Annotated in this window: 14 protein-coding genes; 5 read left to right on the forward strand and 9 right to left on the reverse strand. The window is 43.9% G+C overall.

What is annotated here, in order from left to right:
* Window positions 1-101 precede the first annotated feature (101 nt).
* Both C5O00_RS01290 and C5O00_RS01295 read left to right on the forward strand, forming a co-directional pair.
* Window positions 102-455: a DoxX family protein gene (locus tag C5O00_RS01290; RefSeq protein ID WP_105214230.1), complete on the forward strand. Its 354-nt coding sequence runs from the start codon at window positions 102-104 to the stop codon at window positions 453-455.
* Window positions 455-1,066, forward strand: coding sequence for an alpha-ketoglutarate-dependent dioxygenase AlkB family protein (locus C5O00_RS01295; RefSeq protein ID WP_105214232.1), 612 nt, complete (start codon window positions 455-457; stop codon window positions 1,064-1,066). The genes C5O00_RS01290 and C5O00_RS01295 overlap by 1 nt, the downstream gene beginning before the upstream one ends.
* Here C5O00_RS01295 and C5O00_RS01300 read toward each other — a convergent pair.
* On the reverse strand, window positions 1,053-1,448 hold the full coding sequence (locus C5O00_RS01300) for a hypothetical protein (protein ID WP_105214234.1): 396 nt from the start codon (window positions 1,446-1,448) through the stop codon (window positions 1,053-1,055). The two genes, C5O00_RS01295 and C5O00_RS01300, sit on opposite strands and share 14 nt — an antisense overlap.
* A gap of 202 nt (window positions 1,449-1,650) precedes the next feature.
* Window positions 1,651-2,430 carry a S1/P1 nuclease gene (locus C5O00_RS01305; RefSeq protein WP_105214236.1) on the reverse strand — a complete coding sequence of 260 codons (780 nt, stop codon included), beginning with the start codon at window positions 2,428-2,430 and terminating at the stop codon, window positions 1,651-1,653.
* A gap of 154 nt (window positions 2,431-2,584) precedes the next feature.
* Between C5O00_RS01305 and C5O00_RS01310 the strand changes: the two genes are divergently transcribed.
* Genes C5O00_RS01310 through C5O00_RS01320 form a run of 3 tightly spaced genes read left to right on the forward strand, consistent with a single transcriptional unit; the run spans window position 2,585 to window position 5,674 of the window.
* Complete coding sequence (locus tag C5O00_RS01310; protein ID WP_105217537.1) at window positions 2,585-3,514, forward strand: alpha/beta hydrolase; 930 nt, start codon at window positions 2,585-2,587, stop codon at window positions 3,512-3,514.
* Window positions 3,515-3,555: 41 nt separating this feature from the next.
* On the forward strand, window positions 3,556-4,917 hold the full coding sequence (locus C5O00_RS01315) for a DUF819 family protein (RefSeq protein ID WP_105214238.1): 1,362 nt from the start codon (window positions 3,556-3,558) through the stop codon (window positions 4,915-4,917).
* 49 nt (window positions 4,918-4,966) lie between these two features.
* Window positions 4,967-5,674 (forward strand): DUF4369 domain-containing protein, encoded by a 708-nt coding sequence (locus C5O00_RS01320; RefSeq protein ID WP_105214240.1) that lies wholly within the window; start codon window positions 4,967-4,969, stop codon window positions 5,672-5,674.
* Here the strand turns inward: C5O00_RS01320 and C5O00_RS01325 are convergent.
* The 7 genes from C5O00_RS01325 to C5O00_RS01355 form a co-directional block, all read right to left on the reverse strand.
* Window positions 5,671-5,940, reverse strand: a complete 270-nt coding sequence (locus C5O00_RS01325; RefSeq protein ID WP_105214242.1) for a hypothetical protein — start codon at window positions 5,938-5,940, stop codon at window positions 5,671-5,673. The two genes, C5O00_RS01320 and C5O00_RS01325, sit on opposite strands and share 4 nt — an antisense overlap.
* Before the next feature lie 36 nt (window positions 5,941-5,976).
* Window positions 5,977-6,957: a type I phosphomannose isomerase catalytic subunit gene (locus tag C5O00_RS01330; RefSeq protein ID WP_105214244.1), complete on the reverse strand. Its 981-nt coding sequence runs from the start codon at window positions 6,955-6,957 to the stop codon at window positions 5,977-5,979.
* A 2-nt stretch (window positions 6,958-6,959) separates the two neighbouring features.
* Window positions 6,960-7,367, reverse strand: coding sequence for a 6-pyruvoyl trahydropterin synthase family protein (locus C5O00_RS01335; protein ID WP_105214246.1), 408 nt, complete (start codon window positions 7,365-7,367; stop codon window positions 6,960-6,962).
* Window positions 7,364-7,882: an isopentenyl-diphosphate Delta-isomerase gene (gene idi, locus C5O00_RS01340; protein ID WP_105214247.1), complete on the reverse strand. Its 519-nt coding sequence runs from the start codon at window positions 7,880-7,882 to the stop codon at window positions 7,364-7,366. The genes C5O00_RS01335 and idi overlap by 4 nt, the downstream gene beginning before the upstream one ends.
* 106 nt (window positions 7,883-7,988) lie before the next feature.
* Window positions 7,989-9,899 (reverse strand): OmpA family protein, encoded by a 1,911-nt coding sequence (locus C5O00_RS01345; RefSeq protein WP_105214248.1) that lies wholly within the window; start codon window positions 9,897-9,899, stop codon window positions 7,989-7,991.
* Window positions 9,900-9,911: 12 nt separating this feature from the next.
* Window positions 9,912-10,853 carry a PorP/SprF family type IX secretion system membrane protein gene (locus tag C5O00_RS01350; RefSeq protein ID WP_105214249.1) on the reverse strand — a complete coding sequence of 314 codons (942 nt, stop codon included), beginning with the start codon at window positions 10,851-10,853 and terminating at the stop codon, window positions 9,912-9,914.
* 55 nt (window positions 10,854-10,908) lie between these two features.
* On the reverse strand, window positions 10,909-25,161 hold the full coding sequence (locus tag C5O00_RS01355) for an Ig-like domain-containing protein (RefSeq protein ID WP_105214250.1): 14,253 nt from the start codon (window positions 25,159-25,161) through the stop codon (window positions 10,909-10,911).
* Window positions 25,162-25,181 lie beyond the last annotated feature (20 nt).

Genomic DNA, 25,181 nt, shown 5'->3' on the forward strand with positions numbered 1-25,181 from the left:
AAACCCTTCTTTAGATTACCAAAGAAGGGTTTTTTATTTTTATTACTGTATTTTTAATCGCAACTTTAATTTTTCTCCCAACCCTTAAAATCCATAGTTTCATGTTACCCTGGCATCAATATTTATTAGGCGTAATTTTTGTCGCTGCAGGTTTTTATCACTTTAAAAAACCTAAACTATACGAGCGTATCATGCCACCTTATCTTCCTATGCCGTCCACTTTGGTTTTAATTAGCGGTGCGACGGAAATGATCTTAGGGCTTATGTTTCTAAATCCTTCTACACAAACCATTGCCGGCTGGGGTTTAATAGGGTTATTGGTGCTTTTCATCCCTGTTCATGTCTATATGCTTCAAAATGAAAAAGCCTCTCTCAATCTACCCAAATGGGTACTTATCCTGCGTTTACCGCTACAACTTGTTCTAATGTACTGGGTGTATCTATATTTGAAATAATGGAACTTTTTAATTCTGAAGATCTGTTAAATACCAACCTTGATCTAAAAGATGCGGATGTTATCTACTTCCCTGCTTTTCTATCACCAAGTGCAGCTACTTCCTACTTCAAAAAACTTTATGCAGATACTCCGTGGCAACAGGATGATATCAAACTTTTTGGAAAAGTTTATCCTCAGCCTCGCCTCACAGCCTTGTATGGCAATAATGACCGGTCGTATAGCTATTCCGGGATCGTCATGAATCCAATGCCATTCACTCCCCTGTTACTGGAGATTAAAGATAAGGTTGAGAAAGTTACGGATGTAAAATTCACCACTGTTTTGCTAAATCTGTACCGCGACGGGAACGATAGTAATGGCTGGCATAGCGATGACGAAAAGGAACTCGGACAGGATCCGGTTATTGCATCGATTAGTCTTGGTGCTAAACGAAGGTTTCAAATGCGGCATAAAAAAGATAAAAGCCTGCGCACCAATATAGAGCTGGAACATGGCAGCTTATTAATTATGAAAGGATCTACCCAACACTATTGGCAACACCAGCTTCCAAAATCGAAACGGATTACCGAGCCTCGTATCAACTTAACTTTCAGGATTATTGCCTCATAAGGCGAGAAACACCCGAAGGAGTTGTGTACGAATAAAGTGTAGACAACATGAGTAATACCAGCCCGTGATATATCAATTTTGGGTACATCCCGGCAGCGATTAAAAATACCGACATTGTAAATGACAAAACAATCCCTACGATTATGGTTTTCTTATAACAAATATTAAGCAGTAGTAGAAGTCCTAAAATGGATTCGATAAAAGGAACAACAGTAGCTCCGGTGGATAATAAAAACTCACCCCCTATAAAAAACCTTGTAAAATTAACCTCAACAAAATCTATATATTCAGCCAGATGGATAATTTTCCATAAGCCGTGGAGCATTATAACACCTCCGGTAACAATTCGCAGCGCGTTTTTAACCTCTTTAAATTTCTTCATAAATCACTAAAAATCGCACAAAAGTACTCAATTTCAGTAAGTTAAGGTCGTATATTTCATTAATGTTTTCATAAAATGCAGCCATAGAAATCTATTTTCGATATTATGCATGCATAATAAGATATAATTCACTCTATCCAATAGAATTTTTCAGGTTACCTTAGAATCGAATTTTCAAAAACTAGAAATACAGTTGTAACTATCAATCGAAGATATCGTTCAGGACTTTTGCCAGCCTGATCCCTCCTTTTTGCATTTGGAATCGTGCTGTGTCCACATATTTATACATATAACTATAACCCAGATCATCACCAACTTTTGTGTTTGCATAAATATCCTCGCATAAAACACGACTCTCCTTCATCCAGTCGAGGATGTAACCGTTTTGGATTTCGTTTAACTGACCCTTTGATAGATTTCGAGTATTCGCAGCCAATTCAGAATAGGACATATTATAGCTCTCAATCATTTTGGTGTCCCAAACGGTATGAAGGTTGGTACCTTCCCCAAACCACAGCACCTGGAAATCGTTTCCGCCTTTATCACTTGCCATACCCACATGCAAAGGCTGATGCAGGTCTCCAATAAAATGCACCAGTAGTTTTAAATGAAATGCCTTCTCCTCTCTGGTCGTTGCCTCATCTTCCAGGATCTCTACACATTTGTATATTCCCTGGATTAGATCACCTCTATCACTCCTGGGGTGGGAATCGTAATCACTACCAAAGGGATAGTTCACAAAATGCCACGCCCAGTACTCCCCGTATCGTTTATCGCTTTTTATTTCATCTCCATAGGTGGAGACCAGCGCCAATGAAGCACCGTCCAGTAATTTGTTGATCTTCTTTGCGGCTTTTCTGCTAAGAAATTGCTCGGCTATTTCGCCCGTTGTTCTATGCCCTGTACGACCCCAGTCATAAACCTTTTCGGCAGCGGACAAACTACATACAGAAAGCATAATAAGGAAGACTGTAATTCTCATGCTCAATATTTTCAGCAAAGATACCAAGCTTTCTATTAAAACGATACCAGCATGTGTTTATAAATGTTAACTTTATTTCAGAAAGTAATTGATACAGTAAACAATATTTATGCAGTTAGCTGTGTTGTGTATGCAAAACCCCAAAACTTTGGCAATGAAAAACATCTTATATATCCTTCTCTTTTTTTTCTTCGGAAATGCGATCGCTCAAACCGATGCTTATACTTCCGAAGAGATCAAGATTAACGATCTAATTGAAGGCACATTATTACTACCTGATACCGAACGGCCTCCGCTGGTGATCCTCATTGCCGGGTCCGGCCCTACCGACAGAAACGGTAATCAGGCCATGCAAAAGAACAATTCTCTTAAATTTCTCGCAGAAGGACTTTATAAGGAGAATATCGCCACTTTTAGATATGATAAGCGAATTCTCAAGATCATGAAAATGGGGAAGATCGACGAAACAAAAATAGATTTCGATCATTTCGTGGAAGACGCCAGGGATATACTCAATTTCTTTAAGAATGATAACAGGTTTGGTAACGTCATCCTGTTAGGTCACAGCCAGGGATCACTGGTAGGTATACTCGCGGCACAAAACGGTGCAGACGGATTTATTTCTCTGGCCGGGGCTGGTCAGGCCATCGATGATGTGATCGTTGCTCAACTCGAAAAACAGGCGCCAGGCCTCAAGGATAATGCGAGGCAAAGTTTTGATGACCTTAGAGTAAATGGTGTTGCGCAAAATTACAGTCCGGGACTGGCTTCTATCTTCCGGCCTTCTATTCAACCGTTTATCTTTAGCTGGATGAAGTACGATCCGGCAAAAGAGGTTGCTAAACTCGACATTCCTGTGCTAATAATCAATGGCGATAAGGACCTTCAGGTTCATGTCTCGGAAGCCGAGATTCTACATGCCGCTAAACCGGATTCTAAATTAGAGATCATCGAGAATATGAATCATATCTTTAAGGAGATTAAAGGCAATGATCTGGAGAATCAGAAATCCTATAACGAATACAACCGCCCGGTGATGCCTCAATTAATTGAGGCAATAAGCGAATTTATCTCCTCCATTTAGTTTCAGTAATTATTGTATTTTGCAGACAAACTTATACGATCATGCAGGATACAGCTTCAGAAATTATTAAAGATACCACCCCTTTTATAACCAGCGACACTATAGTTTTTGGGTTATTAATGATCTGTCTGGGTTTGATCTTTTACACCTCTTCACGAAAAGACGGGTTTTGGTATAAATTCTACAAAATAGTGCCTGCACTTTTTATGGCCTATTTTATCCCCGCTATCTTAACCACCACGGGCTTAATTGCCCCGGAATGGACCACTGTCGACGACGCTGGAACGGCAACCGAAGGCTCCACCAGTCTCTACTATATGTCCAGTAGATATTTACTGCCTGCCGCGCTAGTGTTAATGACCCTCAGTATCGATCTAAAGGGTGTTTTCAATCTGGGCCCTAAGGCCGTGATCATGTTCCTTACCGGAACTACTGGGATCATTCTAGGAGGACCTTTGGCATTACTTATTGTTGGGGCTATTTACCCAGACGCCGTAGCCACTCCTCTTACACCTGTACCGGGGGTTGGTGAGACCAACGAGATCTGGGCCGGCCTTTCCACACTTTCCGGGAGTTGGATCGGTGGTGGCGCTAACCAGACAGCCATGTTCGAGATCTATGGGTATAACCCCAAATTATTCGGGCAAATGGTGTTTGTAGATATCGTTGTGGCCAATATTTGGATGGCATTATTACTAATCGGGATTGGTAAAGCTGCCGGGATCGATAAATGGTTGAATTCCGATACGTCAGCCATCGAAAAATTAAAGGAAAAGGTTTCAAAATTTTCAAAGAAGGTAGAACGAAATCCCAGCTTTGCAGACCTGATGATCCTAGCGGGGATCGCATTTGGAGCTGTTAGTCTGGCACATCTTGGAGCGGGCTATATAAGCGGGTATTTCGAGTCTATGGTGAATAGCATGCCCAAGGGACTGGGACGGAATATGCTAAGTTTTATGAGTTCTTCCTTTTTCTGGATGATCACAATTGCCACTATCATAGGGGTATTACTATCGTATACAAAAGCAAGGAATTATGAAGGAGCAGGAGCAAGTAAGTTTGGTAGTGTGTTTATTTACATACTCGTGGCCAGTATAGGTATGAAAATGGATCTCACGCTTATCTTCGAAAATAAGATGCTTATTGTGATCGGTCTCCTCTGGATGGGTGTACATGCCGGACTTTTAATACTAGTCGCTAAGCTGATCAAAGCGCCCTATTTCTTCCTGGCAGTTGGTAGTCAGGCGAACGTTGGCGGCGCCGCATCGGCACCGGTAGTTGCCTCCGAATTTCATCCCTCACTGGCCACCGTGGGTGTATTACTGGCGGTTTTTGGTTATGCCATCGGGACCCTCGGTGCCGTTGCCTGTACATTCCTCATGCAACTGGTAACAGCTGCCTGATAATTGGTAAAAAAATAGCATCTTTGCGAGGCAAAAAATTAAAATCCAAATGAGATATATAATTGGGATCCTTATTGTGTGTTTGTGGCTTACCGCCTGTTCTAACGGGGGTAACAGAATGGAGTTGACAGGAACGGTGAAAGGGCTTAAAAAAGGGACTTTACTGCTTCAGAAGATAGACGACACCCTACTCATAACCGTAGATTCTCTTGTAATCAACGGCGATCCTAACTTTCAATTTTCGGAGGAAGTGCCCAGCCCGGAAGTGTTTTATCTCTACCTGCGCCTCGAAAACGGTAACTTGCTGGACGACCGCATTCCGTTCTTCGCAGAACCTTCAGAAATACATATAGAAACATCCCTGAAAAAATTTGGTAACGACGTTAAAATAAGTGGTTCGACCAACCAGGAGAAACTGGAAGAATACAAACTTCTGATGCAGCGATTCAGCAACCGGAATCTCGATCTTATTCAGGCGGAATTCGAGGCCAGACAAAAGGGTAACGATTCTCTCGCAGGCCAATTAAAAATGCAACAGGAAAAGATCTTAGCGAGTAAATATCTGGCGACGGTGAATTACGCGGTTCAGCAAAAAAAGCACGAGATCGCCCCTTATCTAATGTTAAGCGAAGTCTACGATGCCAATTTAAAGTACCTGGATACCGTGTACAAAACTCTTGATCCCCAGGTTAAGGAATCGAAATACGGAAAGGAACTGGCTGCTTTTATTGAGAGTCGCCGGAAGGAAGAGAATTAACCCAGTGCGTTTATCTTATCGATAAGTTTTCGACCGCGTTCTTCAAGCTCATTGTTGATAGCCTTAAAGTGGCTTTTAGGATCTTCAACATCTTTAGCATTAACCTTTTCAATTAATTCGTCGAAGGTTTCAATGGCTTCATCAATTATTTTTTCCGACTTCTTCGTGTCTTTTTCAGGATTGGTAAGTTCCCAGATATACACAGCTTCGATGATATCACCCAGAACGTAATTAATATCTTTTTTCAGATCTCTAACACTTGCCATTTTTACAAAATTTATTTTGGCGCAAGTTACGAATACTTACGGAATGTAAACTTCCAAAAGCGTAGCGGAAGTGGTTTTTATTAAAATTTTTTCAATACAAGCCGGGATGAGAATGGTTTCTCCTTTGCTCAAGGCTACAGTTTCATTGTTTGTTTGGAACTGCGCTTCTCCTTCAATACACATATAAACCCTGAATGAATCAAGTCCCGCCGTATCGCGCTCAAGAGGCCGAGTTAACATCAATTTATTGGTTTCAAAATATTGGGAAGTACAAAGAGGCACAATGTCGTTTTGTTTGTCTTTATACGATTGTTTAGCCTGGGTGGGCTTAAAATTGATAGCCTTCAGGGCCTGCTCTGTATGCAATTCGCGCATATTCCCATCTACATCCGGGCGATCCCAGTCGTAAATTCGGTAAGTGATGTCTGAAGTTTGCTGAATTTCAGCCAGGAGAGTGCCCCCTCCTATCGCATGTACCGTGCCCGGAGCTATAAAATAAACATCTCCGGGTGTTATCGCTTCCATTTGAAGGATCTCTGTGATATTTCCTTCTGAAAGTGCCTTCTTATAGGTTTCTTCATCCATAGGACGGTTAAAGCCTACGATAAGCCGGGCATGGGTATCGGTATCTACGATGTACCACATTTCTGTTTTCCCGAAGGAATTATGCCTCTCCGCCGCAAGGACATCATCCGGGTGCAATTGCACCGAAAGGTCTTCCTTAGCATCGATAAATTTAAAAAGCAGCGGGAATTCGGTACCGTAGGTTCTAGAGACCCTTCTCCCAAGTAGTGAGGGTCCATGGTGCTCTAATAAGTCCTTCATATTTGTGCCTTTAAACTTACCATTAGACACGATAGAGAAATCGCCTGCAACCCCTGATAACTCCCAAGATTCGCCTATATTGCCTTCAGAATTACCCTTTCCAAATACATTCCTCAATTTTTCACCACCCCATACTTTAGGCTTTACAATAGGTATAAATTTTAATGGATAAAGATGGTTTTCTAATATCATGATCAACCCGTATAAAGTACAAAGTTTCTGGGGGTTTCATATAATTTAACCGAGAGGTCGAATTTCGAGTCTAGTCTGGGTCGGAGTTTTTCCCATATCACTTTGGCGATATTCTCGGCGGTAGGATTCAAATTCGCAAATTCAGGAACTTCCAGGTTTAAGTTCTTATGATCGAACGCATCTTCTATTTCTTCACGAATAAGGTCTTTTAGTACTTTTATATCGATGAGGTAACCGGTTTCCGGATCTACTTCTCCGGTCACTCCAACCTCCAGCTCGTAATTATGCCCGTGATAGTGGGGATTATTACATTTTCCGAAGATCTCTTCATTTTTCTCATCGCTCCAGTCTTTACGGTAAAGTCTGTGAGCGGCGTTAAAATGAGCCTTTCTATATACTGTTAAACTCATGACGATAGGTGTTGGTAAAATTTATCAAAGATGATCTTAAACCAGGCCGTATAATTATCGGGATGAGACTTCATGTCTTCCTTAACATCCTTTATTGGCATCCATTTCCAGGCATGGACTTCATCTTTATTTATCTTGGGTTCATCATTGTAGTTTCCTACCAGGATATGATCATATTCGTGTTCAGTGAGGCCGTTATCAAATGGTGCTTTGTAAATAAAAGATGTCGTTTCTTTCAAATCTGTAGTGAAACCCATTTCTTCCTTAAGCCTGCGTGTTCCGGCTTCTATGTTCGACTCACCTTCTCTTTGGTGGCTACAGCAGGTATTGGTCCACAGTCCCGGGGAATGGTATTTATGAAGCGCGCGCTGCTGCAGCATTAATTCACCCTTATCATTAAAGATAAACACCGAGAAAGCCCGGTGTAATACCGCCTTTTCGTGTGCCTCCTGTTTGGGCATTAGCCCGATCTGTTCGTCCTGTTCATTAACAAGGATCACAAGTTCTTCCTGCATAGCAACCTTTCTTTTTGTTTCAAAAGTACGAAATAGCAGGGTGTAATAACAAACAAAAAAGCGTCCAATACAAGTATCGGACGCCTTAAGTGAGGTTAAAATATTCCTAATTCTGAATAATAAACATCGATCTGCGGTTAAGCTGATGCTCCTCTTCAGTACATTCAACACCATTAGAACACTGGTTTGTTAATTGGTATTCACCATATCCGCGGGCCGAAAGCCTGCTACGGTCTATACCTTTACCAACCAACCATTCTAAGGTAGACTGAGCTCGTTTTTCGGAAAGTGCTTCGTTATAAGCGTCGTTTCCTCTCGAATCTGTATGAGATTCTATATGAATGATAAGCTCAGGATATTGTCTCATCGCTGCCAGGATCTTCGCTAATTCGATCTCAGCATCAGGACGAATATTGTATCTGTCAAAATCAAAATAAATTGGCTCTAGTTTAAGTCGGCAACCCAGATCGTTTGGCGGACAAGGATCGCATTCCAGAACAAGATCGGCCATCACGGTTCCGGAAGCAGTTGGTGTAGTAACCAGTTTTTCGTTGTACTCGCAACCATCACCTATGGCACGAACTATATACACCGAACTACACTCCGCCAGGTTGTCGAAGGAATATCGCCCATTGGCATCGGCCGTCATGGTCTTTACAACTATACTGTTTTCATCTAATAAGGTTACCGTAGCATTGGCAACGGGCTCGTTGTTCACATTGCTGGTAATGGTACCTGCGATGGTAACTTCGCAACGCTCCTGGACTCTGTAGATCTCATCGGCTACACTTCCTTTTTCACCATCGCGGTTAGACGAAACATATCCAATTCTTTTACGTTCGTTGATTATAAAACCAAAATCGTCTTTGTTGCTATTGGTGGGAGCTCCAAGGTTTTTTATCTCGCCATTAGGCATTCCGTCATCACCCAGGGGAACCATAAATACATCATAACCGCCCAGGCCTCCGCGTCCATCACTGGCAAAATAAAGGTTGTTGTTCTCGCTGATAAACTGGAACGATTCCCTCGCCTCTGTATTTAATGCCGAAACATTTACAGGAGGTCCGTAGGTATCACCTTCAAGGATATCTACATACCAGATATCGGACATACCATTGGTACCCGGCATATCGGAAGAAAAGAATAATCGTTTTTCGTCCAGACTAAGTGCAGGATGAGCTACAGAGTATTCTTTACTGTTAAAAGGCAATTCTACTATGTTAGTCCAGTAGTTATCCCCGCTTTTGGTTGCTTTGTACAATTTTAACCGTATGGTTTTGTTTTTATCTCTTCCCTTTTTACCATCGATAAAGTTGTTTCTGGTAAAGTACATAGTTCCACCATCCTTGGTAAATACAGCAGAAGATTCGTGAAAAGGAGTATTAACTTCTCCATCCAAAGGAGTTGCATTAGATAACATTCCATTTTCATCCATATCCGCAACAAACAGGTCTAAAAATGGTTGTTCGTTCCATTCGTGGATCTTATCACCTTCACTTCGTTTTGTGGCAGAAGCAAAAACGAGTTTGTTCCCGTAAAATGCTGCTCCAAAATCTGAGTATTCTGTATTTACAGATACTTTCTGAAGTTCAACTTCATATTCCAGGAAACTGGTATTCGATGCTTTAATGATCTTTGGATCTCCTCCTTTCTGAATATAGGTTTTCATTAAACCATCGGCCAGTTCGGTTTGCCCGAGGCTTTTCAAGGATTGAGCGGCCCGATAATAATAATTCGCTTCCGCTTCCGAAGGATATTCATTAATAAGTCTTTGATACCATTTGGCAGCGTTATCATAGTCGCTATTCCAATAATAGGTGTCTCCCAGGTTCTTAAATATTTGTGCCGAGGTATATCCGTCCTCAACAACTTTCAAGTATATCTCACGCGCATCGATATAAGCGTATTTGTCGAATTCCTTATTCGCTTTTTCTAATTCTTTCTTTTGCGCAAATGACACACTGGTAAATAGAATAACCAGGGTTAATAGAATAAATTTATTAGGTAATGTCTTCATGGTGTAAGTGTTTTAGAAGAATCGTGGTGTTAGTACCCTTTCTGGTGTTTTGAATACATCGAAACGCAGCATGATCTCATACGAACCATCACTGTAATCCTCTATATCCGTGGTCTGGAAGTCGTATCCAAATCCAATAAATATCTCATCCGAAGCCTGGAAGCCTACCAGGCCACTCAAGGCAGCACTCCATCGATAAGCGGCTCCTAAGGTAAATTTCTCATTGATCAAAAAGTTGGCCGATACATCCCATTGTAAGGGTGATCCGCTAACAGCCTTTACCAGCGTGGCGGGTTTGAATTTCAAATTATCGCTCACATCAAATACATAGCCCGCAATAAGGAAATAGTGTAAACGCTCCGCGGCTATGGTCTCCTTATCTATATTGGCCAGAGATCCCTCATCGAAATGCTTGGTCGTTAAAAAGTTTGGTACCGATAGCCCCGCATAGAACTTCTCGGTGTTGTAGTACACCCCGGCTCCTATCTGTGGCTGTAGTTTGTTGTCTATATTATTCTGAAATCGAGGATCGTTCTGATCGAAGATATTCAACTTAGTGAAATCCACATCCAACAGATCGAGTCCCGCCTTTAATCCAAAGGACAGCTCCCCGTTATCCGAGGTGTTGATCGTATAGGAATAATCAATATTCACATTAGACTCGACGGCTGGCCCCAACTCATCGCGTACAATAGATATCCCAAGACCCATATTATCCAGCGAACCTATGGGCGTATTGGCAGTAAAGGAAGCCGTCTTTGGAGCCCCCTCGAATCCAACCCACTGCGTGCGGTACAACAACCCAAAACTAAGGGCGTCACGAGATCCGGCATAGGCAGGGTTGACAATCTGCGTATTGTACATATACTGCGTATACTGGGGATCCTGCTGAGCCGTACCACTAAAGGTCCCAAGTAAAATCAAAAGTATGAGTGTTAGATAACTGTGTTTCATAGTTCAGTATTTTTAACCCGGAAGAGACCAACCCTCCCGGGATATTTTTGATTTTCTATCTATTTATGTATAAGTATCCGGCGTAACTTGACTCTCCAGGATTGTCCTCTCCTAAGATCGTAAGTACATAATAATACGTACCGGTAGGTAACATCTCTCCCTGTCGTATGGTCGAACGACCATCGGAAATCCCTCTAAACACATTCTCCTCACCATTAGAACCGCCATAGCCATCGGTCTCCCAAACTAAGACACCCCAACGGTTGAAGATCTTCATGTTATTGTCTGGATACTCCTCAATTCCTACAATGCGGAAGAAGTCGTTCATACCATCTCCATCAGGAGTGATACCGTTAAAGATCTCGAACGGTGGCTCAACCAATACATTCGGTAAAATAGTAACCGTTGGATCATCGGGTTCTCCATCACCATTGGCATCGAAGTTCGTTGGATCGTTCGGATCATCCGATAGATCGGTCACTTCATTACCATTGATATCGTATCCGGTCGCTACCGCCTGGTTAACCACCTCACCGGCATCAATGTCGGCCTGAGTGATCGCATAGGTACCTGTAAAGGTCGTATCATCAACCTCTCCCGGCTGAAGAACAGCTATTGGGCCGCCTTCTATTATGATTCCCGGTAGATCATCGGAGATAGTGATATCGTATAATGTTACGTTACCAATATTGGTAACCATGAACAGGTACGATATTGTCTCACCAATGTTTGGTATTCCATCTCCGTTCTCATCGTTGAAGACTCCTGTTTTCTCTAATGAAAGTCCAGGATCCTGGCAAAGAACCGTGATCGTTGGATCGTTCTCGAAAATACTGTTGTCATCAGATAGATCACTTACCACCGTACCATTAGGATCGGTACCTTCGGCTGTCGCCTGGTTAGATACTAAGCCGGCATCTACATCGTCTTGAACTACCGTGTATACAGCACTGAATGTTTCGGTATCAGATTCTCCTGCCGCCAAAGAAATTGGTCCTCCAACAACGTTCACCATAGGATCTGTTACCATTACATCGGTTAACAACACGTTTCCAACATTGGTTACAACAAAGTCGTAAACAATGGTTTCTCCAAGGTCAACACATCCATTACCGTTCTCATCGGTAGGAGTTCCTGTTTTAATAAGTGCTATTACAGGTTCCTGACATAGATCGGTGATCGTTGGATCGTTACCAAATTCACTGGATTCATCCGAGATATCAGAAACTGTATCTCCCACTTGAGAGGTTCCTGTTACGGTCGCCTGGTTTACTACCTCTCCAGCATCTATATCGGCTTGTGTAAGCGTATAGATTGCAGAGAAGGAAGTATTATCGGTCTGTAATGGTCCAAGAGAAATTGGTCCACCCTGTACATTCACCATTGGATCTGTAACAAATATGTTATGTAAGGTTACATTACCCAAATTGAAGATGGTGAATTCGTAAGAGATGGTCTCTCCCTCATCGGCACATTTATTTCCGTTTTCATCATTTACTGTTCCCACTTTAACAATGGCGATAATTGGTGCCTGACATAAGTCTACAATTGTTGGATCATCTTCTGTGATCACTTCGTCATCCGAAAGATCCGAAACAGTTCCACCCGTTGGTGTAGTTCCGAAAACTTCAGCCTGGTTCTCAACAAATCCGGCATCTATATCGGCTTGAGTAAGTACATAAGTTGCAGTAAACGTAGTTGCATCTGTGGCTCCAGGAGCAAGATCGATCGGTCCACCTATAACAGTAACTAACATATCCGTAATGGTTATATCTGTTAAGGTTACGTTTCCAGTGTTCACAACTGTAAATGTATATTCGATCACATCACCAGGGGTTGGACATCCTCCGCCACTAGGTGGTGGAAGTGTTCCTTCCTTGATCAGGGCGATACTTGCAGCCTGGCATAAGCCAACTACCGTAGGATCGTCTTCAAGTACACTGTTATCATCAGAAAGATCTGATACGATATTTCCATTAGGATCGGTACCTTCAGCAGTTGCCTGGTTCACTACTTCTCCTGCATCAATATCTGCCTGTGTAATGGCGTAGCTTCCTAAGAAGATCCATGTTTCAGTAACATCCAGTTCGCCGTCATTATCGGTATCTCCAGAATCTGGTCCCGGAACGTTTCCACCTAACAACAGATCGGTAACTGTCACCGATGCCAGGGATACATTTCCTTCATTGGTTACTGTGAATGTATAATCGATCATCTCACCCGGATCTGCACACTGATTTCCATTTCCGTCTACAAATACACCGGTCTTAACGATAGCGATGTTTGCAGCCTGACATAGATTAGTTACTACAGAATTTGAAGTATCTGTTACTGTAGTCTGATCTGGTGCCGTACCAGTTACCGTTGCTGTATTCTGAACCGAACCAGCATCGATATCGGCCTGCGTGATCGCATAACTACCGGTATAGATCCACGTTTCAGTTACATCAAGCTCTCCGTCATTGTCTGTATCTCCTGAATCTGGTCCTGGAACAACACCACCTAATAGAGGATCGTTCACAACCACATTTGAAAGTGATACGTTTCCGGCATTGGTTACTGTGAAAGTATAGTTGATCAGCTCACCTGGATCTGAACAATCTCCACCGTCATCGTACATCGCTGTTTTCAGGATATCAATAGCAGGACCCTGACATAGATCGGTCACTACAGAATTTGAAGTATCTGTTACTGTAGTCTGATCTGGTGCCATACCGGTTACCGTTGCTGTATTCTGAACCGAACCAGCATCGATATCGGCCTGCGTGATCGCATAACTACCGGTATAGATCCACGTTTCAGTTACATCAAGCTCTCCGTCATTGTCTGTATCTCCTGAATCTGGTCCCGGAACAACACCACCTAATAGAGGATCGTTCACAACCACATTTGAAAGTGATACGTTTCCGGCATTGGTTACTGTGAAAGTATAGTTGATCAGCTCACCTGGATCTGAACAATCTCCACCGTCATCGTACATCGCTGTTTTCAGGATATCAATAGCAGGACCCTGACATAGATCGGTCACTACAGAATTTGAAGTATCTGTTACTGTAGTCTGATCTGGTGCCATACCGGTTACCGTTGCTGTATTCTGAACCGAACCAGCATCGATATCGGCCTGCGTGATCGCATAACTACCGGTATAGATCCACGTTTCAGTTACATCAAGCTCTCCGTCATTGTCTGTATCTCCTGAATCTGGTCCCGGAACAACACCACCTAATAGAGGATCGTTCACAACCACATTTGAAAGTGATACGTTTCCGGCATTGGTTACTGTGAACGTATAGTTGATCAGCTCACCTGGATCTGAACAATCTCCACCGTCATCGTACATCGCTGTTTTCAGGATATCGATAGCAGGACCCTGACATAGATCGGTCACTACAGAATTTGAAGTATCTGTTACTGTAGTCTGATCTGGTGCCGTACCAGTTACCGTTGCTGTATTCTGAACCGAACCAGCATCGATATCGGCCTGCGTGATCGCATAACTACCGGTATAGATCCACGTTTCAGTGACATCAAGCTCTCCATCATTGTCTGTATCTCCTGAATCTGGTCCTGGAACAACACCACCTAATAGAGGATCGTTCACAACCACATTTGAAAGTGATACGTTTCCGGCATTGGTTACTGTGAAAGTATAGTTGATCAGCTCACCTGGATCTGAACAATCTCCACCGTCATCGTACATCGCTGTTTTCAGGATATCGATAGCGGGGTTCTGACATAGATCGGTCACTACCGCATTCGAAATATCGGTAACTGTATTTCCATCAGCATCTGTTCCCGTAGCAGTGGCCTGGTTATTCACCTGACCGGCATCTATATCTGCCTGGGTAATAACGTAATCTGCCGTATAAATCCAGGTCTCTGTAATGTCGAGAAGTCCGTCATTGTTAGTATCTCCAGACACAAACACTATAGGTACTACAGGGTTTGGTGCTTCCAGCAGAGGATCTGTTACAACTACCGATCCAAGTGGTACATTACCAGGGTTGGTTACGGTAAATGTGTATGTAATTGTCTCTCCCGGATCTGTACACTGATTTTGATTCTGGTCATTCAACACACCCGACTTTACTATCTGAATATCCGGATTAGGAGTTTGTTCAATCAGGATATAAACAGTAGCTCTGTCCCGTGCCTCTGGCGTACCATCATCAAAGATCTCGTATACAAACTGATCGGTTCCAATAAATCCGGCATTTGGCGTATAGGTAAAGCTTCCATCAGCATTGATAGACAAGGTACCATTACTTGGCCCACTCACAGGAGTTACTGTGGTGTCTACCATTTGGGTGTCTCCTTCCACATCCTGATCATTATCAAGAACATTTCCAGTTACAGCCATATCTATTTCACCATAATAAGCGTCGTCATTTGCTGTTGTTATGTTTCCATTATTAGGTATCACCTGGATGGTTACCGTGGCCGTATCACATAAGGCCGGGGTACCATTATCACAGATCGTATACTCGAAGGTATCTTCTCCCTCGAAGCCAGGATCTGGTGTATAGGTATAACTACCGTCAGGATTCACCGTCACCGAACCATTTACCGGCTGGGTGTTGGACGTAACCACGATTGGATCACCATCTGGATCAAAGTCGTTTGGCAATACATTACCACTCACAGGAGTGTCTACCTCTGTGGTGTTGGTATCGGCATTGGCTACCGGTGGATCATTACCTAATACAGGATCGTCTACAACTTCAATATAAACTGTTGCCGTGTCACATGCCTGTGGATTTCCACCATCACACACCTGGTATTCGAAGGTATCTTCGCCCACGAAATCTAAATCTGGTGTATAAGTATAGGTTCCATCCGGGTTAAACACCAGGGTACCGTTAGACGGACCAGCACCTACCAAAGTAAACACCTCGGTACCTGCAGGACCATCAGGATTAAGATCGTTCGTACTAACATCACCGCTAACTGGTAAGTTGACGAAAGTATCGTTAATATCGTCTATAGCCAGGATGTCGTTGTTCGGATCGGCTACCGTTAAGTAAACCGTCGCACGGTCTCTGGCAACAGGAGTGCCGTCGTCGAAGATCTCGTACACAAACTGATCGGTTCCGAAGAATCCGGCATTTGGCGTATAGGTAAAGCTTCCATCAGCATTGATAGACAAGGTACCATTACTTGGCCCACTCACAGGAGTTACTGTGGTGTCTACCATCTGGGTGTCGCCCTCAGGATCGTTGTCGTTATCCAGTACATTACCAGTGATATCCATATCGATCGCACCATTGTACGCATCATCATTGGCAACTGTGATGTTACCACTATCTGGGATCACCTGGATGGTTACCGTGGCCGTATCACATAAGGCCGGGGTACCATTATCACAGATCGTATACTCGAAGGTATCTTCTCCCTCGAAGCCAGGATCTGGTGTATAGGTATAACTACCGTCAGGATTCACCGTCACCGAACCATTTACCGGCTGGGTGTTGGATGTAACCACGATTGGATCACCATCTGGATCAAAGTCGTTTGGCAATACATTACCACTCACAGGAGTGTCTACCTCTGTGGTGTTGGTATCGGCATTGGCTACCGGTGGCTCGTTATCAGGACCACTCAGTGGTAATACCTCGATGTAAACCGTAGCCGTATCACAGGCCTGTGGGTTTCCACCATCACACACCTGGTACTCGAAGGTATCCTCACCTGTAAAGCCAGGATCCGGAGTATAGGTATAACTACCATCAGGGTTGAAGGCAAGGGTTCCGTTAGACGGACCACCACCCACAACAGTGAACACCTCGGTGCCCGCAGGACCATCAGGATTCTCATCATTGGTCGCTACACTACCACTTACCGGTAGATCTACATAGGTATTATTAATATCGTCTACAGCCAGGATGTCGTTGTTCGGATCGGCTACCGTTAAGTAAACCGTCGCACGGTCTCTGGCAACAGGAGTGCCGTCGTCGAAGATCTCGTACACAAACTGATCGGTTCCGAAGAATCCGGCATTTGGCGTATAGGTAAAGCTTCCATCAGCATTGATAGACAAGGTACCATTACTTGGCCCACTCACAGGAGTTACTGTGGTGTCTACCATCTGGGTGTCGCCCTCAGGATCGTTGTCGTTATCCAGTACATTACCAGTGATATCCATATCGATCGCACCATTGTACGCATCATCATTGGCAACTGTGATGTTACCACTATCTGGGATCACCTGGATGGTTACCGTGGCCGTATCACATAAGGCCGGGGTACCATTATCACAGATCGTATACTCGAAGGTATCTTCTCCCTCGAAGCCAGGATCTGGTGTATAGGTATAACTACCGTCAGGATTCACCGTCACCGAACCATTTACCGGCTGGGTGTTGGATGTAACCACGATTGGATCACCATCTGGATCAAAGTCGTTTGGCAATACATTACCACTCACAGGAGTGTCTACCTCTGTGGTGTTGGTATCGGCATTGGCTACCGGTGGCTCGTTATCAGGACCACTCAGTGGTAATACCTCGATGTAAACCGTAGCCGTATCACAGGCCTGTGGGTTTCCACCATCACACACCTGGTACTCGAAGGTATCCTCACCTGTAAAGCCAGGATCCGGAGTATAGGTATAACTACCATCAGGGTTGAAGGCAAGGGTTCCGTTAGACGGACCACCACCCACAACAGTGAACACCTCGGTGCCCGCAGGACCATCAGGATTCTCATCATTGGTCGCTACACTACCACTTACCGGTAGATCTACATAGGTATTATTAATATCGTCTACAGCCAGGATGTCGTTGTTCGGATCGGCTACCGTTAAGTAAACCGTCGCACGGTCTCTGGCAACAGGAGTGCCGTCGTCGAAGATCTCGTACACAAACTGATCGGTTCCGAAGAATCCGGCATTTGGCGTATAGGTAAAGCTTCCATCAGCATTGATAGACAAGGTACCATTACTTGGCCCACTCACAGGAGTTACTGTGGTGTCTACCATCTGGGTGTCGCCCTCAGGATCGTTGTCGTTATCCAGTACATTACCAGTGATATCCATATCGATCGCACCATTGTACGCATCATCATTGGCAACTGTGATGTTACCACTATCTGGGATCACCTGGATGGTTACCGTGGCCGTATCACATAAGGCCGGGGTACCATTATCACAGATCGTATACTCGAAGGTATCTTCTCCCTCGAAGCCAGGATCTGGTGTATAGGTATAACTACCGTCAGGATTCACCGTCACCGAACCATTTACCGGCTGGGTGTTGGACGTAACCACGATTGGATCACCATCTGGATCAAAGTCGTTTGGCAATACATTACCACTCACAGGAGTGTCTACCTCTGTGGTGTTGGTATCGGCATTGGCTACCGGTGGCTCGTTATCAGGACCACTCAGTGGTAATACCTCGATGTAAACCGTAGCCGTATCACAAGCCTGTGGGTTTCCACCATCACACACCTGGTACTCGAAGGTATCCTCACCTGTAAAGCCAGGATCCGGAGTATAGGTATAGCTACCATCAGGGTTGAAGGCAAGGGTTCCGTTAGACGGACCACCACCCACAACAGTGAACACCTCGGTGCCCGCAGGACCATCAGGATTCTCATCATTGGTCGCTACACTACCACTTACCGGTAGATCTACATAGGTATTATTAATATCATCTACAGCCAGGATGTCGTTGTTTGGATCGGCTACCGTTAAGTAAACCGTCGCACGGTCTCTGGCAACAGGAGTGCCGTCGTCGAAGATCTCGTACACAAACTGATCGGTTCCGAAGAATCCGGCATTTGGCGTATAGGTAAAGCTTCCATCAGCATTGATAGACAAGGTACCATTACTTGGCCCACTCACAGGAGTTACTGTGGTGTCTACCATCTGGGTGTCGCCCTCAGGATCGTTGTCGTTATCCAGTACATTACCGGTGATGTCCATATCGATCGCACCATTGTACGCATCATCATTGGCAACTGTGATGTTACCACTATCTGGGATCACCTGGATGGTTACCGTGGCCGTATCACATAAGGCCGGGGTACCATTATCACAGATCGTATACTCGAAGGTATCTTCTCCCTCGAAGCCAGGATCTGGTGTATAGGTATAACTACCGTCAGGATTCACCGTCACCGAACCATTTACCGGCTGGGTGTTGGACGTAACCACGATTGGATCACCATCTGGATCAAAGTCGTTTGGCAATACATTACCACTCACAGGAGTGTCTACCTCTGTGGTGTTGGTATCGGCATTGGCTACCGGTGGCTCGTTATCAGGACCACTCAGTGGTAATACCTCGATGTAAACCGTAGCCGTATCACAAGCCTGTGGGTTTCCACCATCACACACCTGGTACTCGAAGGTATCCTCACCTGTAAAGCCAGGATCCGGAGTATAGGTATAGCTACCATCAGGGTTGAAGGCAAGGGTTCCGTTAGACGGACCACCACCCACAACAGTGAACACCTCGGTGCCCGCAGGACCATCAGGATTCTCATCATTGGTCGCTACACTACCACTTACCGGTAGATCTACATAGGTATTATTAATATCGTCTACAGCCAGGATGTCGTTGTTTGGATCGGCTACCGTTAAGTAAACCGTTGCACGGTCTCTGGCAACAGGAGTGCCGTCGTCGAAGATCTCGTACACAAACTGATCGGTTCCGAAGAATCCGGCATTTGGCGTATAGGTAAAGCTTCCATCAGCATTGATAGACAAGGTACCATTACTTGGCCCACTCACAGGAGTTACTGTGGTGTCTACCATCTGGGTGTCGCCCTCAGGATCGTTGTCGTTATCCAGTACATTACCGGTGATGTCCATATCGATCGCACCATTGTACGCATCATCATTGGCAACTGTGATGTTACCACTATCTGGGATCACCTGGATGGTTACCGTGGCCGTATCACATAAGGCCGGGGTACCATTATCACAGATCGTATACTCGAAGGTATCTTCTCCCTCGAAGCCAGGATCTGGTGTATAGGTATAACTACCGTCAGGATTCACCGTCACCGAACCATTTACCGGCTGGGTGTTGGACGTAACCACGATTGGATCACCATCTGGATCAAAGTCGTTTGGCAATACATTACCACTCACAGGAGTGTCTACCTCTGTGGTGTTGGTATCGGCATTGGCTACCGGTGGCTCGTTATCAGGACCACTCAGTGGTAATACCTCGATGTAAACCGTAGCCGTATCACAGGCCTGTGGGTTTCCACCATCACACACCTGGTACTCGAAGGTATCCTCACCTGTAAAGCCAGGATCCGGAGTATAGGTATAGCTACCATCAGGGTTGAAGGCAAGGGTTCCGTTAGACGGACCACCACCCACAACAGTGAACACCTCGGTGCCCGCAGGACCATCAGGATTCTCATCATTGGTCGCTACACTACCACTTACCGGTAGATCTACATAGGTATTATTAATATCATCTACTGCCAGTATCTTATTTTGTCCAAAAACTGTAATAATCACAGTGGCACGGTCTCTGGCGACAGGAGTGCCGTCGTCGAAGATCTCGTACACAAATTGATCGGTTCCGAAGAAATTAGGATCGTTAGGCACATAACTAAAAGTACCATTGGCATTGATAGTTAGAACACCACTTGAAGGGCCGCTAACCGGAGTTACAGTGGTATCGACCATCTGGATATCTCCTTCCGGATCTGTATCGTTATCCAATACATTACCTGTTATGGTTGCACCCTGGTTGCCATTATAGGCATCATCATTGGCATAGGTTCTGTTTCTATTAGGATCACCATTTACGGTAATAGTAAGTATAGCAGAATCTGTTGCCTGCATCGGATTGTCATCGGCTATGAAATACTCGAAAGTATCCTCACCTTCAAAATCCAGAGGTGGTGTATATGTAAAACTTCCATCAGGCAGGATGGTAATAGTACCGCCCTGAGTTGTTGGGAAAGTTCCCGGGTTAGTAACAACCTGATTATCACCTTCCGGGTCGAAGTCGTTCGCGAGTACGTTTCCAGACACCGGTACATTTACTTCGGTACCAGCAGTATCTGCATTGGCGATGGTTGTGTTTTGACCGATCGGCAATACCTCGATAAATACTGTTGCACTATCGGTTGCCTGTGGATTTCCATCATCCTCAATACTATACTGGAAGGTATCAGGACCTGAATATCCGGCCGGAGGAGTATAAACATAACTACCGTCGGCATTCATTACTGCATTACCACCGGCTGTTGTTGGTATAATTCCGGTAGTAGTTACCGTTTGATTGTCTCCTTGATCATCTTCATCGTTGGTAAGAACATTTCCAGCTACCGGTATATCGGTAAAGGTGTTATTAATATCGTTAACAGCATCGGTAGTATTGATTCCAGACAACGTGATGAAAACGGTGGCCTGGTCTCTTGCTTCCGGAGTACCATTATCGAAGATCTCGTATACAAACTGATCTGTTCCGAAGAAATTAGGATCATTAGGCACATAACTAAAGGTACCATCGGCGTTTATAGTTAGTACACCATTAGAAGGACCACTTACAGGTGTGATAGTAGTATCAACCATCTGGGTATCTCCTTCCGGATCTGAATCATTATCCAATACATTTCCTGTTATAGTTGCACCCTGGTTGCCATTATAGGCATCGTCATTAGCATAAGTTCTGTTCATATTCGGATCACCATTCACAGTAATCGTAAGAATAGCAGAATCTGTTGCCTGCATGATATTATCATCTTCGATGAAATATTCGAAAGTATCCTCGCCTTCAAAGTCCAGAGGTGGGGTGTATGTGAAATTACCATTGGCGTCGATTGTAATACTTCCGCCCTGTGTAGTTGGGAAGGTTCCTACATTGGTCACTACCTGGTTATCACCTTCAGGATCGAAATCGTTTACTAGCACATTACCGGATACCGGAACATTTACTTCGGTACCTGCCGTATCGGCGTTGGCAATAGTTGTATTTTGCATCAGAGGTAGTACCTCTATGAATACGGTAGCGGAATCTGTTGCAGGTGGTAATCCATCATCTACAATACTATATTGGAACGTATCCGGACCAGAATATCCAGCGGGTGGAGTATACACATAACTACCATCGGCATTCATTACAGCGTTACCGCCGGCTGTTGTTGGAATATTTCCTGTAGTTGTTACCGTTTGATTGTCTCCCTGAGGATCCTCATCGTTGGTAAGAACATTTCCAGCTACCGGTATATCGGTAAAGGTGTTATTAATATCATTTATTGCATCGGTTGTATTTCTGAAACAATCTCCGTCTACATTCACACCACTGGCAATAACCCATGACTGTCCGTTTACAGATTGTCCGTTCTGGTTATTTCTGGTATCCACGGTTATGGTTACCTGAGTTGCCGCACCGGGTACCGCAACAAGGGTAAGTGAAGGAATTGCAAGACAACATGATCCTCCGGGTAAGGTAGAATCCGGTCCATAAATGAACACCTGCTCTGAAACACCTCCCGCTTCAGCAGTTAATAATAAGTATCTGCCATCATCGGTTAATTCGGAAATTGGTGTTTCAATGATAAGGTTTCTTGGTTCATTGAACGCAGGAACATCGATAGTGATCACCTGTATATCGTTTACACCACTTCTACTGGTGAAAACACCAGAGCTAGAGGATGCATTTGGTACATTTCTGAAGGCGTAAAGCACTACAGACTGCAACTTACATTTTAGACTTTCGGTAGTAGTATAGGTGATTGAGCTTGTGTTACCGGCTATCAGGCCTCTGTAAACCCAAATATTCGAGCTAGTCCCCACAGGAACAGATCGCGGAATTGTATGGGTTGTTCCTCCGCTGTCTACTACATCCAGGGTCTGCCCCGGATTACTACCTTTATATACGATCTCTACTACATACTGATATACGTTTGCAGGATCGGGGATATTCGCAACGGTTGTTATATTACAATTAGCATTATATCCATACTCATCTACCAATTTATCGTCACCACATTCGAATGCCCATCCATTAGGACCCTCAATTCCATCCACAAAGTCGTTGTCGCAACTCGATTCAACAGAAATGGTTCTCGTAATCAGGTTATCGTTAGCGCCATCCACGTCAGAAACAGAGATATATCCAACAGGATCATTTTCCCGAATTTCATAGACAACATCTACCATATTCGTTGGTATGAGTGCAGTAGTCTTATAATCTCCGTTGATATCGGTTTGAACTGTCACTGAACTTCCATCGGAACCAGTTATATCAACATCTACCCCGGATAACGGACTTCCGCCCTCGTCACTTACGGTCCCACAAATTACAGGATATGTTAGTAACACTGAATTAGGGTCATCGTAAACCGCACAGCTTACGTTAAATGAGTAGTAACGATCACTATCTCCATCTACTTTTCCAATACGGTATTCAAGAGAGGATTTTGTTTCCCAATAGTTACTATAAGTATATTTTGGATCCAATGATACATCCCCGCCTGGAGCAGTAGAAGTAGTAGTAGCTTCTCCTCGGATAACCGTTGCACTTTGTGAGATATCTATTAATGCATTATTGTCGAAAAAATAAGCATCTGGAAGGCTCAGTTCGGCGTATTCACGAGTTGAATTTCCATCTCCGTCTATATCGAGAGGAGTTCCATAAAATGAAATATCTACCTCATCGCCATAATTGCCACCCGATTCGACAAAAGTTATACTAAAGAGTACACTTTGATCATTATCATTCGTACTATTTATCCTTGGCTGAAATGCTTCCTGTAATCCTGAAGATGTTACATCGATCTCCAATAAGGAAGCTCCACCTGAAAAATCTTCAATTTTAACTAAGGCGTCAAGATCATTTCCGTGAGGGTTATTTGGAAAAACATTACTGAAACGGTATACTGCTCCAACTTGCAGATCCTGACCGTCAATTAAGGTAGGGTTTGCAAAATTCGAATCCTTATAAACAGGGGAACAGTTACAATCTCTTGCTATAGGTTCTCTTGCAATACTGATCTTATAATCCTCCACCTCACCATTAGGTGCTTCAGAATAACTAGGGGTAAGATTTTTTTGAGAAGAGTATCTAAAACGAGCGTAAGTTACACCTATTACTGCACTAGGTGGAACATTTACATTGAGGTTAATCATACCTCCTGATGGCAGAACATCATCGGCGATTTGCTCATTACTATCGAAATCACCATCACCGTTCCAATCGATCCATGCATTAAGATCACCATTTCCGTTTGTAACTATATTTAAAGTATACGACTGTCCGGGAATTAATATTTGGTTATCAAGAGGCGCACCATCGAGAGATACACCATCTTCATCATCAATCCCGTTCACATCATCACCAAAACCACCATTTACATTACTAAAAGGATCCTCCGCATCGGGAGCAATTGAACCAAGGTAGATTGTAACAGGTGTAGATTCCAGTACAGGTAGCTGGTGAGCAGCCCATCCATACGAGCTTGGCAGGTCACCGCCATCATCTCTGGCGCCAACGTTACCCATAATACCTTCTACATCATCATCTCCTGGCAACTGAGCCGCCTCCGTAAGATCTCCGTTCGTTATGTCTACTTGATAAATTACCCGTTCACCATTTCGGTCACTTTCTGTGTAGAGTTTTCCATCAGCAGCAAAACCTATTCCCTCGCCATCTACAGCAAATTCGGTAGAAAATGCGAAAGTAGTATTACCGGTGGTAACGTCGATGATATAAAAATCAACATCATCATCTGTCTGAACATAAAAATCCCCTGTCGAGGGGTTCCAAGCTATACCGTCGGCTCTTTTAGTTCCTCCGGTTAATGTTTTAGGATAACCGGCATATTCTGCCCAGTTATCATTTGGATTGTATGCATATAATTTTGTACCTCCATTACCATCACCACTTGGATCCACAATCACAAACATAACCTCTTCACCGGTTACATTGTTTAAATAGAATTCTACACCCTGAACAACTCCGGTAAACATGTCATTTACCAATAGGGTAGAATTTCCAGTAGATGGATTCACACTGTAGAGGTCATTATCGTTATCGTAGGCATAAACCAATCGATCTGTTGCACGAAATCCTGATCCTTCCCCATCAAACGTTCTATCGGTCGATTGAATAGAAGGAGTTGGCGTTGGATTCGCTGTAGGATCCGGCGCCACCGAGAACAGATCGGTACCATTATCCGGAAGTGCATAAAGGAAAGGTAAACCTCTGTTCGTATTAGGAACTATGGTTGGTAGAGGATCTTGTCCGTAAACCATTATAGAAGAGAGAAGAATAGTGAATAGACACAAATATTTCATAACTCTCTGTCGCGAGATAGAATGAGTAGTAGTTCGCATACGCTCTTAAATTTTATTAT

This window comes from Pukyongia salina, from assembly GCF_002966125.1.
In the GTDB taxonomy this organism is placed as follows: domain Bacteria; phylum Bacteroidota; class Bacteroidia; order Flavobacteriales; family Flavobacteriaceae; genus Pukyongia; species Pukyongia salina.

Coding starts and splice junctions, on each gene's coding strand:
- C5O00_RS01355 (WP_105214250.1), bottom strand. CDS start 25,161: ATGCGAACTACTACTCATTCTATCTCGCGACAGAGAGTTATGAAATAT.
- C5O00_RS01300 (WP_105214234.1), bottom strand. CDS start 1,448: ATGAAGAAATTTAAAGAGGTTAAAAACGCGCTGCGAATTGTTACCGGA.
- C5O00_RS01315 (WP_105214238.1), top strand. CDS start 3,556: ATGCAGGATACAGCTTCAGAAATTATTAAAGATACCACCCCTTTTATA.
- C5O00_RS01350 (WP_105214249.1), bottom strand. CDS start 10,853: ATGAAACACAGTTATCTAACACTCATACTTTTGATTTTACTTGGGACC.
- C5O00_RS01320 (WP_105214240.1), top strand. CDS start 4,967: ATGAGATATATAATTGGGATCCTTATTGTGTGTTTGTGGCTTACCGCC.
- C5O00_RS01335 (WP_105214246.1), bottom strand. CDS start 7,367: ATGAGTTTAACAGTATATAGAAAGGCTCATTTTAACGCCGCTCACAGA.
- C5O00_RS01290 (WP_105214230.1), top strand. CDS start 102: ATGTTACCCTGGCATCAATATTTATTAGGCGTAATTTTTGTCGCTGCA.
- C5O00_RS01305 (WP_105214236.1), bottom strand. CDS start 2,430: ATGAGAATTACAGTCTTCCTTATTATGCTTTCTGTATGTAGTTTGTCC.
- C5O00_RS01325 (WP_105214242.1), bottom strand. CDS start 5,940: ATGGCAAGTGTTAGAGATCTGAAAAAAGATATTAATTACGTTCTGGGT.
- C5O00_RS01330 (WP_105214244.1), bottom strand. CDS start 6,957: ATGATATTAGAAAACCATCTTTATCCATTAAAATTTATACCTATTGTA.
- C5O00_RS01310 (WP_105217537.1), top strand. CDS start 2,585: ATGAAAAACATCTTATATATCCTTCTCTTTTTTTTCTTCGGAAATGCG.
- C5O00_RS01295 (WP_105214232.1), top strand. CDS start 455: ATGGAACTTTTTAATTCTGAAGATCTGTTAAATACCAACCTTGATCTA.
- idi (WP_105214247.1), bottom strand. CDS start 7,882: ATGCAGGAAGAACTTGTGATCCTTGTTAATGAACAGGACGAACAGATC.
- C5O00_RS01345 (WP_105214248.1), bottom strand. CDS start 9,899: ATGAAGACATTACCTAATAAATTTATTCTATTAACCCTGGTTATTCTA.